Here is a 12,473-nt window from a genome sequence, read left to right on the forward strand (position 1 = left end):
CCCCACCGTCGTCCCCACCGCCCGGCCGTGGCGAAGGCCCCAGGCGCCGAGCGCGAACAGCAGCGTCCCGCACGCCGGATAGTCGATCGGGGCGCCGCCGAGCCGCAACGCGCCGACGCACCGGCGGAGACTGGACCGGAACAGGTCGTGGCCGGTGGCAAGATCGTCGGTGGTGGTCGCGTGCCAGGCGAACGCGGCCAGCGCCACCGCGTCGCCGACGAGGGCCCAGGGCTCGACGCCGGTCGGTTCGATGCCGGCCATCGCATCGCCCGCAGCCCCTGCGCCGCGTCCAGGTAGCGGCGCAGGCCGCCGGCCGTGTCGCCGCGGGCGATCTCGAGCTCCGCCCGGCCGACCGCCGCCATCATCGCACCGCTGTGCAGCGTGTCGCTGGGCGAGCCGACCTGGGCGAGATACCGCTCGGCCGCGTCGAGCTGGCCGTCGTTGATGGCGTCGAGCGCCAGTAGCACCTGCAGCTGCGCGACATCGTCGTGGGCACCGAGCCGCTCCAGGACCGACAGGGCCGCCTGGGCGTGGGAACGGGCCGCCGGTAGATCCCCGAGCTGCATCGTCAGCTCGGCAAGCCGGGTCTGGATCACGGCCGTCAGCCACGGCCCGTCCCCTGGCGCGGTCAGTGCCAGTGCCCGGTTGGCGGCCGTGGCCGAGGCCCGCGCGTCGCCGGCATTCTCCCGCTGATGGATCAGCCATACCAGAGCGTGCAGGCGGGTGTGCCGGTCGGGATCGTCCGCCAACCGCGCGAGCCGCGTCTCGACGTCCGCGGCCGGCGTCGTCGGGGCGAGAGCGAGCAGCACCCGCGCCGCACCGACCAGCGACGGATCGCCCGCGGCCTCGGTGGCCAGTCGTGCCAACAGGTCGTGGACCGGGGGTGGGAGAACCCCGTCGCCCACGAAGCTCGCGGTTCTCGCCACGACGGTCCCGGCGGCCAGCGCCGCCGAGATGACCGTGGGCGGCGGTGTCCAGCCGGCCAGCACCGCGGTGACCGCGTCGATCAGCGTCATCATCCGGATGTGCTCGCCGCGGATCTCCCAGAACACGCCGAGCACCGCCACCAGCCGCACGACCGTCTCGGCGTCGCCGCCGGCCAGCGCGGCCCGCAGCTCGTCGGCGAGGTTCGTCTCCTCGGCCGCGATCGCGTCGATCGCCGCGAACTGCCGCTCGGTGGCCAGGTCCCCGCCGTGTCGGGTCGAGTGGCCGACCGCCCAGTCCCGCTGGGCGCGGCGCGCTGATGCCTGCTCGCCTGCCTCGGTCAGCCGCAGCCGGCCGAACTCCCGGACCGTCTCCAACATCCGGTAGCGCACCCCGTCGGCCGACTCGCGCACGCTCAGCAACGACTGGTCGACGAGGCTCTGCACTGTCTCAACGGGATCGGGCTCAACGGGATCGCCGCCCGCGCCCGGGTCGGCGGAGCCGGCGGCGGTGAGGACCTCCTCGGCCGCGGTGAGGGTGAAACCGTCCGGGAAGAGCGCCAGCCGGCGCAGCGAGCGCCGCTCCGACTCCGCCAGCAGGTTCCACGACCAGTCGATCACCGCGAGCAGCGTGCGGTGGCGGTCCGGGGCGGACCGGTCGCCGCCGCGCAGCAGGGTGAACCGGTCGGCCAGCCGCCGGTCGACGTCCTCCACCGACATCGCCCGGACCCGCGCCGCCGCCAGCTCGATCGCCAGCGGAAGCCCGTCGAGCCGATCGACGATCCGGCCGATCACCTCCCTGTCGAGCCGGACGGTGGGGCGGGCGGCGGCGGCGCGCTGGCAGAACAGCTCGATCGCGTCGGCGGGGGCCAGTTCCCCGAGCAGGTAGACCTGCTCGGCGCTGATCGCCAGCGGGGCCCGGCTCGTCGTGAGCACCCGCAGGTCGGCGGTGGTCGCGACGAGGAAGGCGACCAGCTCGGCGACCTCGACGACGAGGTGCTCGCAGTTGTCCAACAGCAACAGGCCCGGCCCCCGAGCGAGCCGCGCGGCGATGCGGGCGCGCAGGTCGGCGCGCTGCGCGGGGGTCAGCACCCGGCGCTCGCCGATCGAGTCACGGACCCCGAGCGCGGCACCGATCTCGCCGAGCAGGTCCTCGGGCGCCGTCACCCCGGCGAGCTGGACGACATGCACCACCGGCAGCGCGCTGTCCCGGGCGAGCAGGTACGCCAGGCGGGTCTTGCCGAGACCACCCGGCCCGACGATCGACACTACCCGGGACCGGTCCAGCAACGCCCGCAGCTCGTCGACGTCGTGCTGGCGGCCCAGCAGGGCGTTGGCGTCGTACCGGATCCCGTCACGGATGGGCCGCCGGTCGAGGGCGAGCAGCTCACGTTGGATCCGGGCGAGCGTCTCCCCGGGGCTGATGCCCAGCCGCTCCCGCAGGTCTCGGCGGTACCCCTCGAAGCGGTGCAGGGCCGCCCCGGGCCCACGCACCGCAGCCTCGCTGCGCAGCAGGTCGGCCAGTAGTCCCTCGTCGTCGGGCCGCTGCGCGTGGGCCGTCTCCAGCAGCGGGAACGCCTCGGCGTGCCGGCCAGTCCGGCTCACGGCCCCGGCCAGCAGCAGCCGGGCCGCCGCCAGGTCGCGGCCGGCCGCCCGGCGGACGTCGGCGAGCATGCCCAGGTCGTCCACGGGCACCGGCGGCAGCGACGCGCCGAGCTCGAGCGCCTCACGGGCCCGCTCGGCGGCGGCTTGCGGATCAGCCGCGATGAGTCTGGCGGCCTCGGCCACCAGCTCGCCGAGCAGGCAGCTGTCGACCTGCCTCGGCGGGAGACCGAGCCGGTAGCCGTCGCCGTCGCGCACCACCGCGCCGGCGCCGCAGGCCGCCCTGGTCCGGGAGACGACCACCTGCAGACCCTTGGCCGGGTTGGCCAACGGTTCCCCGCACCAGATCATCTCGACCAGCCGCCGGGACCGCACCGGCCGCCCGAGCTCGGACGCCAGGGCCGCCAGCAGCGCCTGCGGCCGGTCGCCCGCCACCGGGGCGCCCTCCCAGCGCACCCCGGCCAGGAGGGTGAGACTCACGACCACGCTGATCAGTCTAGGACGGGGGTCCGCGATCCAGGCCGTCGACGATGCCGGTCACCCGACCGGATCTCCGCTCGTGACGTCGGCCCCCGACGCGCTGCGCGGCGCGGGGGCGGCTGCGGCGCCGCTGCTCGGGGCGCCGGTGTTCGGGATGCCGGTGTTCGGGGCGCCCGCGTCGCGCACGACGGCGAACGGGTTCGGGCCCGGCACGCCGTCCGCGGGCTCGCCGGGCACCCGGACGGCGGTGAACGTCACCCGTCGGCGAAGGCGGAAACCGAGCTGTTCGTAGAGCCTGATCGCGTCGGTGTTGTCCGCCGAGGCATGCAGGAACGGCGTCTCCCCCCGGACCCGGACGATCGCGGCGACGGCGTGCACGAGCCGGGTGGCCAGTCCCTGCCCGCGGTGGGCCACGTCGGTGCACACCGCGCTGATCTCCGTCCAGCCCGGCGGGTGCAGCCGCTCTCCGGCCATCGCGACGAGCACGCCGCCGCGCCGGATGCCGAGGTAGGTGCCGAGCTCGATGGTCCGGGACCGGAACGGCCCGGGCCGGGTGCGGTCGATCAGCGCGAGGATGTCCCCGACGTCGTCCGGCCCGAGTCGGACGGCCTCGTCGTCGGGCGCCGCGGCGACACCCTCGTCCACCAGCTGCACGCCGGCACCGTGTCCGACCACCTCCCATCCGGTCGGCAGCACGCCGTCGAAGCCGGCGAGCGGCAGGACCGCTCCGGGCCCGAGCAGCGTCGCGGCGTCGCGCCAGGTGTCGGCGTCGGGATCGTCCGGCAGGGCGATGAACGGTGCGACGTCCTCGGGGTAGCGCAGCACGTCTCCCTGCCGGACGGCGAGGTGCGCGTGCGGTCCCAGTAACGAGGCGAGTGCCGGGTTGTCCAGCGGATGCCGTTCGGTCACGCCGGCGCGTCCTGGGGCGTCCGGTCCGCAGGGACCGGAACCAGCGGGAGACCGAGGTTCTCCCGCAGCGTCGTCCCGCTGTACTCGGCGCGTAGCGAGCCGCGCTCCTGCAGCAACGGGACGACCTTGTCGACGAACTCGTCGATCCCCCCGGGAGTCACGTGCGAGCCCAGGATGAAGCCGTCCGAGCCGTCGCGCTGGACGAAGTCGTCGAGCCGGTCGGCGATCTGGGTCGGCGTGCCCACGAACTCGGTGTGGCTGAACACGCGGATCGCGAGGTCCCGCAGCGAATAACGGTTGGCCTCGGCCAGCGCCCGCCACGCTCGCACGGTCTCGAACGGGTCCTCGCCGAGCCGGGCGCGGCCCTGGATCACCAGCGGGCCGGTGGGGTCCGGGTCGACGTCGGGCAGCGGGCCGTCCGGGTCGTAGCCGGACAGGTCCCGGTTCCAGACGGTCTCCAGCAGGATCTGCGCGGTGCGGCCGCTCACCTGGGCGCGGGCGACCTCCCGCTTCCGCTCGACGGCGTCGGCCTCGGTGTCGCCGAGGATGAACGCCCCGCCGGGCAGCAGCTTCACCGAGCCCGGCGGCCGGCCCGCCCGCGCGACCCGGGCCTGGATGTCGCGGTAGTACTCCTGGGCCGGCCCGAGCTCGTGGTAGGGCGAGAAGATCGCGTCGGCGGTGGCGGCGGCGAAGTCGCGGCCCTGCGGGGAGACCCCGGCCTGCAGGACCACCGGCCGTCCCTGCGGGCTGCGCGGCACGGTGAACCGGCCGGCCACGTCGAACTGGCGACCGGAGTGGCGGAACGTCCCGGCCGCGGCGTCGCGCAGGAACCGGCCGGTCTCGGCGTCGGCTGCGATCGCGTCGGCGGCCCAGGAGTCCCACAGCTGGCGGGCGAGGGCGACGAACTCCTCGGCCCGCACGTACCGGTCGTCGCGGTGCAGGAAGCCGCCCCGGCGGAAGTTCTGCCCGGTGAAGGCGTCGAACGAGGTCACCACGTTCCAGCCGGCCCGGCCGCCGGAGAGATGATCCAGCGAGGCGAGCTGGCGGGCCAGCTCGTACGGTTCGTTGAAGGTGGCGTTGAGGGTGCCGACGAGCCCGAGATGCTCGGTGACGGCGGCCAGCGAGGCGAGTACCGGCAGGGTGTCCGGGCGCCCGACGATGTCCTGGTCGAAGATCTGCCCGAGCCGCTCGCGCAGGATCAGCCCCTCGGCGAGGAAGAAGAAGTCGAACTTCCCGCGTTCCGCCGCCTGGGCCGCGTGTTGGAACGACGAGAACGCGATCTGGCTGCCGGCAGCCGGGTCCGACCACACCGTGTGGTGATTGACCCCACCGATGTAGTGACCCAGGATGATCTGCTTGCGTGGCCTGGTCATGCGGAGGCGACCTCGATTCGCTGCTCGGCGCTGGCGGCGGCATAACGGCTGGCCGGTCGGGGCAGGCCGAGGTGTCCGCGCAGGGTGGTGGTCCGGTATTCGGTGCGGAACCGGCCGCGGTGGGCGAGCCGGTCCGCGGCCGCCTCGGTGACCAGATCCACCCAGTAGGCCGGGGAGAACAGGTCCCGCGGCCGAGCGGATGGCTCCCGCCGGGCCGCCGGATGCCACCCCGCACCGTCCAGGGCGACACCGTCCAGGGCGACGGCGAGATGCAGCGGATCGGGCTCGGGCATGATGATCCTCGCTTTCTGGCAGGTCAGCGGGTGGAGGCGAATCGGGGATCGGGACGGGTGTTGTCGACGGCCAGGTCGGCGAGGATGCGGCCGATGGCGGGCACGAACTTGAAACCGTGGCCGGAGAATCCCGCCGCCACGACCACCGGGCCGTGCCGGTCCAGGACGAAGTGTGAGTCCGGGGTCGTGGTGTAGGTGCAGCTGATCGGGGCGAAGCGGTCCGGGTCCACGCCGGGGATCCAGCGCCGCACGTACTCCCGCAGCGCCGCGAGCTGGGCCGGCACCGCAGCGAAGTCCCGCCGGTCCGGGTCGACCACCGGCCCGACCCCGTGAAAGCCGACCTTGACGCCCTCGCCGGGGGTCTCCAGCCCGTAGACCCCGCCGTGGAAGGCGATGGCCTCCTGGGTCCCGGCTGTCAGCAGGTGCCCGAAGCTGGGCCAGCGGTCCTGATCGGCCGCCGTGGGCGGGCCGGCCGGGGCGAAGTGCACCGGCTGCTCCTGGGTGACCCGCAGGGCCGGCAGCGGCACGAGGCCGCCGAGCAGCTTCTCCGTCCAGGCCCCGGCGGCGGCGACGACGCGGCGGGCGAGGTAGCGGTCGTCCTCTGTGTGGATCTCGACGGCGTCGTCCCCCCGCACCGCAAGCGATCGCACCGGCGCCTCGTGCCGGACCACGCCGCCGTGCTTGACGGCGCTCTCCTGCAACGCGGTGACGGCGTTGTCGGCGTGCAGCCGCCCGGAGTCCGGGTGGACCAGCACCCGGGTGTCGAAGCGCAGGCCGGGCCAGCGCCGCGCGGCCTGGCGCGGCGTCAACCACTCCGACGCCACGCCGGCCGCGGCGGTGGCATCGGCCACCTGGTCCAACGCGGGGTCGCCGCCGTGCTCCACCCCCCCGGTGACGGTGAGCAGCTCGGTGCCGGTGAGATCCTCCAGCTCCCGCCACAGCACTCGGGCCTGCTGGGCGAGGCGGATGTAGCCGAGGTCCGGGTAGGCGAGCCGGAAGATCCGGGACGCGCCGTGGGAGGCCCCCCGGACGTGCCCGGCCGCGAACCGTTCGAGCAGCACGGCGTCGACGCCGCGGCGGGCCAGCTGCCAGGCCGCCGCCGAACCCATCGCCCCGCCGCCGAGCACGACGACGTCGACCTTGTGGACGGTCATGCCACCGCTCCTTCGTTGTCCGCCACGCTCGTCGCCTGTGGTTCCACCGTCGCCCGTGGTTCCACCGGGGGGCGCAGCGCGGCGCCGTCCAGGGTCGGCACCGCGGCGAGCAGACCGCGGGTGTACTCGTGCCGCGGCTCCCGGAAGACCCGCTCGACATCGCCGGACTCGACGATCCGGCCGTCCTTCATGACCAGCACACGGTCGCTGACGTGGTAGATCACGCCGAGGTGGTGGGAGATGAACACGTAGGCGATGCCGAGCCGGGCCTGGAGATCGGCGAGCAGGTCGAGGATCTGGGCCTGGATGGAGACGTCGAGGGCCGAGACCGGCTCGTCGCAGACGATGACGCGAGGCCGGGGGGCCAGTGCCCGGGCGATCGCCACCCGCTGGCGCTGCCCGCCGGAGAGCTGCCGCGGTCGTCGGTCCAGCACGTCGCGCCCCAGCCCGACCTGGTCGAGCAGCTCCAGCACCCGGGTCCGGCGCTCGGCGCGAGAGACCCGGGTCACTGCCAGCGGCTCGGCGATGATCTTCCGGACCGGGTAACGCGGATCGAACGAGCTGAGCGGGTCCTGGTAGATCACCTGGATGTGCTGGCGCAGCCGTGCACTGGTCCGGACGTCGATCTCGCCCCAGGCCGTGCCGTCGACCTCGACCGTGCCGGAGTCCGCCCGCTCCAGGTCCAGCAGCAGCCGGGCGGCCGTGGTCTTGCCGGAACCGGACTCGCCGACGATGCCGAGCGTCTCCCCGGCCCGCAGTTCCAACGACACGTCGTCCACGGCGATCAGGGTGCGGCGCCCGTCCAGGGCGAACGTCTTGACCAGGTTCCTGGCCGCCAGCACGACCCCGTCGCCGACGACCGCTCGGGGCTGCGCGACCGGGCCACCGGGCTGCGGTGACAGTCGGGTGCCGCGGGCGTGCGCGACCGGCACGGCGGCGAGGAGCTGGCGGGTGTAGGAGTGCTGTGGGTCGTCGAGTACCTGCCGGGTCGGGCCGTGCTCGACGAAGACTCCGTCCTTCATGACGAAGACGTGGTCGGCGACCTGGGACACGACGGCCAGGTCGTGGCTGATGAGCAGTAGCGCGGTCCCGGCCCGCCTGCGCGCGGCGAGCATCTCGAGGATCTGGGCCTGCACCGTGACGTCCAGCGCGGTCGTTGGCTCGTCGGCGATGAGCAGCGCCGGGTCGGCCGCGATCGCCGAAGCGATCAGGGCCCGCTGCCGCAGCCCGCCGGAGAGCTGATGCGGGTACTGGCCCGCGCGGGCCTCCGGCTCCGGCACGCCGACCTCCCGCAACAGCTCGATCACCCGCGCGTCGACCTCCGCCCGCGGGACCACCCGATGGGCCCGCAGTGTCTCGGCGATCTCGGCGCCGACCCGGCGGGCCGGGTCGAGTGAGACGAGCGCGTCCTGCAGGACGAAGCCGATGTGCCGGCCGCGCAGGGTCCGCCATCGGCGTTCGGGCAGCGCCCGGGCGTCCGTGCCGTCGATGACCAGGCGGTCGGCCCGCACCTCGGCTCCGCGTCCCGCCAGCCCGACGAGGCTGCGGGCCGTGACGCTCTTCCCCGAGCCCGACTCCCCGACGACGGCGATGCTCTGACCGGCGTCGATCTGGAACGACACGCCGCGCACGGCGTCCACCGCGCGTCGACCCAGCCGAAACCGCACGTGCAGGTTCGCCACGTCGACGAGGGTCCGGGACCCGCCGGGCCGAACCGCCGGTTCCAGCGACGCGGTGCCGCTACCGGTCGCCGTGCCGCTGTCGGGCGTCATCGCGCGTTCCGGCCTTCGAGTCGTGCCTGCAGGAACTGTCCAGCGACCGTGATGGCCAGGACGGCGAGCGTGATCGCGATCCCGGGGAAGATCGCGGGCCACCAGGCGACCGAGAAGTAGGTGCGACTGCTGGACAGCATCGCGCCCCACTCGGCGGTGGGCGGCTGCGGGCCGAGTCCAAGGAAGCTCAGGGTGGAGCCGAGACTGATCGCCCCGCCCACGTTGATCGTGGCCAGGATCAGGACCGGGCCCAACGCGTTCGGAACCAGGTGTCGGATGATCACCTGACGTCTCGGCCAGCCGAGCGCCCGCGCGGCCTCCAAATAGACCGAGGCGCGGATGCGCATCACCTCGCCGCGGACTACCCGGGCGAAACCCGGGGTGAAGATGAGGCTTAGACCGATGATCGAGTTGCGGGTGCCGGGGCCGAGCATGGCGATGACCAGGAGCGCGAGCAGCAACCCCGGTATGCTCAGGAACACGTTCAGCAGCCAGTCTGTCACTGCTCCGAGCACGCGGCCGCCTTGCGCTGCCGCTACGCCGATGGCCGCTCCCACCACGAGCGCGAGCGCCGACGCGCTCAGACCGATCCAGAGGGAGAGCCGGGTGCCGTGGACGATCCGGGCGAGGATGTCCCGGCCGTTCTGATCCGTGCCCAGCAGGTGGCCGGAGCCCGGGCCTCGCAACGTCTGCGAGATGTCGGCGGCGTTCGGATCGGTGCCGGTGAACAACTGCGGCCAGAACGAGGCCAGGAGCAACACCAGGAGGAAGGCGAAGCTCAGGACCACCCCCGGCCGCGACACGCGCAGCCCGGACCAGCGTCCGCGGGTCGCGGCCGCGGTCCCGACCTGCGTGCCCGGTGTTGCGCCGCCGGGCGGGAGCCCGGTCGGATCGACCGGCGTGACGGTCATCGGTCGCCTTCCTGGTCAGCCCCGGTCGCGGAGGGGGACGGGCTCGTTGTCGAGGTGATGCTGGCGGCGGCCGCGTTCGCGGGCCCGGATGTGGTCGGGGCGACGGGACGCAGCCGGGGGTCCAGCAGCGGGTAGACGGCGTCGATGATCAGGTTGATGACGACGTAGAACGCCGCCGCGATGAGCACGACCCCGGAGACCAGCGGGAAGTCCCGGCGGCCGAGTCCGCCGACCGTCAGCGTCCCGAGCCCCTGCCGGGAGAACACGTTCTCGATCACGATCGCGCCACCCAGGAACGCGCCCGCGAGCCAACCGGCGATGGTGATGGCCGGCATCAGGGCGTGTCGCAGGGCGTGCCGGACCAGCACGGCTGTCTCACGGATGCCGCGGCTGCGGGCGGTCGTCACGAACGGCTCGTCGAGCGCGCGCTCCAGACCGTCCCGCAGCACCTGGGCGAGGGTCCCGCCCGGGGCCACGGCCAGGGCGATCGCCGGCAGCACCAGTCCCCGGACGCTGTTCGATCCGATGGCCGGGAACCAGTGGAGCTGGAAGGAGAAGACGGTGAGCAGCAGGATCGCGAACCAGAACGCCGGCACGGAGACGCCGACGATCTCCAGGAAGGCGAACGGGCCGCGGATCCAGCGGGGCCGGTTGGCGGTCAGCAGCGCCACCACGATCGCCCCGACCAGCGCGAGCACGACGCCGGCGGCCATCAGCTCGAACGACGGCGCAAGCTGGTCGCCGATGGCGGTCGTGACGTCCATCCCCTGGTTGTAGGAATGGCCGAGATCACCGCGCAGCAGGTGCCCGAGGTAGTCGAAATACTGGACCAGCCAGGGCCTGTCCAGGGCGTAGTCGGAGATGATCTGCGCCCTGACCTCGGGGGAGACGGTCGCCTGCCCGATGATCGCGTCGATGATGCCGCCGGACTTCAGGTGCAGGGCCGCGAAGGTGACGGTGACCGCCCCCCAGAGCACGCCCACCGCGTACCCGACCCGCCGCAGGACGGCGAGCCCGATCGAACGGGCGCTGGAGGCGGTGAAGCCTCCTGCGCGCCGCTCGTCCGCCGCGAGGGCGATGGTCACTTGCTGGTCCAGGCGTCGTAGAAGAGCGGGAACGCCTGCGGCTCGAACCGCAGCCCCTGCACCTTCGTGCTCGACCCGAGGACGTAGTTGAACACGTAGATCGGGAACACCGCGGCGGCCGAGGTGATCCGCTGCTGGGCGTCGCCGTAGAGCGCGGCCTGCTTCGTCAGGTCGGTGGTGCCCAGGGCGTCGGTGAAGTCCTTGTCGAGGGCCGGGTCGGACAGCCGCGAGCCGTTGGTGCCGAAGCCGTCCTTCGGGATGGCCGCGCTGCCGAACAGGGTGCGCAGCGCGTCGGGCGAGGCACGCTGCCAGCTGAAGTCGATGAGGTCGTAGTTACCGGCCGCGACGTCCTTGATGTAGGAGGTGTACTCGGGGTTCGTGGTCCTGACCTCGATGCCGATCTGCTTCGCCGCGGCCTGGACCTGGTCGGCGACGACGTCACGCTGTTCCCGGGCGAACTGCTTGAGGAAGGGATGGACGATGGTGAGCCGCTTGCCGTCCCTGGTGCGGTAGCCCTGCGCGTCCCGACTCGTCCAGCCGGCCTGGTCGAGCAGCTGGTTCGCCTTGGCGGCGTCGTAGCGGTAGGCGGATTCGATCGACGTGTCGTAGCCGACCGTCGCCGGGGACAGCGGGCCCTTGCCGGCCGGGAAGACGCCGAAGTACAGCTTGTCGACGATCGTCGCCCAGTCGATGCCCGCCCGGAACGCCTCCCGGACCCTGACGTCCGCGAAGGGCCCCTTGACGGTGTTCGGGTAGTAGTTGTAGTTGCCGCCCGGCGCGGACGCGGTCTGGATCCGGAATCCCGATGTCGACTTGAGCTGCGCCACGTTCACTGGGGGGACGCTCGCGATCGCGTCGATCTGCCCGCTGGTCAGCGCGCCGTACCGGGAGGAGTCCTCGGGGAGGCTGCGGATCGACAACGCGTCGAGGTAGGCCGGGCCGGTGTGCTTGGCGTTCTTCGGCGCCCAGTTGTACTTCGCGTTCCGGACGTAGTCGATGCCCTTGCCCTTGACGTAGCCGCCCGAGCTGATGAACGGTCCGCTGCCGACGATCTTCGAGCAGAGGTCGGACGGCGGCTTCGTCAACGTCCTCGGCGCCTCGATGCCCAGGTACGCCGTGGCCAGCGAGGGCAGGAACGCCGAGTTCGGCGCGCTGAAGTGGACCTCGACGTGGGTCGGGTCCTGCACCGTGGTGCCGGTGTAGGTCGCGATGGTGCCGGCCGCCAGCTGCGACTTGGTCGCCGGGGCGACGATGTGGTCGAGGTTGGCCTTGACGGCCGCGCCGTCGAACTTCTCACCGTTGCTGAAGGTGACGTCGTCCCGCAGGACGAACGAGTACGTCTTCTGGTCCGGCGAGACGGTCCAGCTCGTGGCGAGCCAGGGGGAGATCGTGCCGTCGTCGCTCAGGGCCACGAGCGAGTCGACGATCGACCGGGCGAAGAACCCGTCAACGTCGGCCGGGCTCTGGTGCGGGTCGAGGCACGAGCCGTCGGAGTTGATTGCGAACGTCAACGTACCGCCACGGACCGGGGCGCCGGCCGCGCCGGCAGAGCTGCCCGTGGAGCCGCCACCAGAGCCGCAGGCCGCGAGCGCGAGCGCTGCGGACCCGGCGGCGAGCGTCAGCGAGACTCGCTTGCTGACGCCGAAGACGTTGCTGGACATCGGGTTTCCGTTCTCCTGATCGCGTGGTCGACGGGGTTGGGGGTGGTCGTGGCGGCGCGTCGGTGGATGGAGCTGCGTCGGTGGATGGAGCCGCGTCGGTCGCCGCGATTGGAACCGGCCCGGCGGCCCGGCGGCGTTTCCTGCCGCGATCGGTATCGGGGTTCCGGCCGGCCGGGGCGCCGGCTGAGCCAACCGGCCGCGTGCGGCGGGCCCGCCGCACGCGGCCGGAGCGGCCGGTCCGGGCACGATCTGAGGGAGGCCGCCGCCCGCCCGAACCCGGGCAGCCGCGTCCGGGCACTCAGCCGACGGA

At 73.2% G+C, this 12,473-nt stretch carries 9 protein-coding genes; all 9 read right to left on the bottom strand.

Features of this window, described 5'->3' with window-relative positions; all coding sequences use genetic code 11:
• Positions 1 to 3,005: ATP-binding protein (locus tag NBZ85_RS18685; RefSeq protein WP_308205191.1), on the bottom strand; the 3,005-nt coding region annotated here is incomplete at its 3' end.
• A 57-nt stretch (positions 3,006 to 3,062) separates the two neighbouring features.
• On the bottom strand, positions 3,063 to 3,914 hold the full coding sequence (locus NBZ85_RS18690) for a GNAT family N-acetyltransferase (RefSeq protein ID WP_261553538.1): 852 nt from the start codon (positions 3,912 to 3,914) through the stop codon (positions 3,063 to 3,065).
• Positions 3,911 to 5,287, bottom strand: a complete 1,377-nt coding sequence (locus NBZ85_RS18695; protein ID WP_261553539.1) for an NtaA/DmoA family FMN-dependent monooxygenase — start codon at positions 5,285 to 5,287, stop codon at positions 3,911 to 3,913. Before NBZ85_RS18695 ends, NBZ85_RS18690 begins: the two co-directional genes overlap by 4 nt.
• The gene (locus NBZ85_RS33225) at positions 5,284 to 5,580 is read right to left on the bottom strand and encodes a hypothetical protein (protein ID WP_368861406.1); all 297 of its coding nucleotides are present in this window, start codon (positions 5,578 to 5,580) and stop codon (positions 5,284 to 5,286) included. Before NBZ85_RS33225 ends, NBZ85_RS18695 begins: the two co-directional genes overlap by 4 nt.
• A 23-nt stretch (positions 5,581 to 5,603) precedes the next feature.
• Entirely contained in the window at positions 5,604 to 6,734 is a 1,131-nt protein-coding gene (locus NBZ85_RS18705; RefSeq protein WP_261553540.1) for an FAD-dependent oxidoreductase, read from the bottom strand.
• Entirely contained in the window at positions 6,731 to 8,506 is a 1,776-nt protein-coding gene (locus tag NBZ85_RS18710; protein WP_261553541.1) for a dipeptide ABC transporter ATP-binding protein, read from the bottom strand. Before NBZ85_RS18710 ends, NBZ85_RS18705 begins: the two co-directional genes overlap by 4 nt.
• On the bottom strand, positions 8,503 to 9,417 hold the full coding sequence (locus NBZ85_RS18715; RefSeq protein ID WP_261553542.1) for an ABC transporter permease: 915 nt from the start codon (positions 9,415 to 9,417) through the stop codon (positions 8,503 to 8,505). Before NBZ85_RS18715 ends, NBZ85_RS18710 begins: the two co-directional genes overlap by 4 nt.
• Positions 9,414 to 10,502, bottom strand: coding sequence for an ABC transporter permease (locus tag NBZ85_RS18720; RefSeq protein ID WP_261562323.1), 1,089 nt, complete (start codon positions 10,500 to 10,502; stop codon positions 9,414 to 9,416). The genes NBZ85_RS18715 and NBZ85_RS18720 overlap by 4 nt, the downstream gene beginning before the upstream one ends.
• Positions 10,499 to 12,163 carry an ABC transporter substrate-binding protein gene (locus NBZ85_RS18725; protein ID WP_261553544.1) on the bottom strand — a complete coding sequence of 555 codons (1,665 nt, stop codon included), beginning with the start codon at positions 12,161 to 12,163 and terminating at the stop codon, positions 10,499 to 10,501. The genes NBZ85_RS18720 and NBZ85_RS18725 overlap by 4 nt, the downstream gene beginning before the upstream one ends.
• Positions 12,164 to 12,473 lie beyond the last annotated feature (310 nt).

The organism is Frankia tisae (genome assembly GCF_025403405.1).
In the GTDB taxonomy this organism is placed as follows: Bacteria; Actinomycetota; Actinomycetes; order Frankiales; family Frankiaceae; genus Frankia; species Frankia tisai.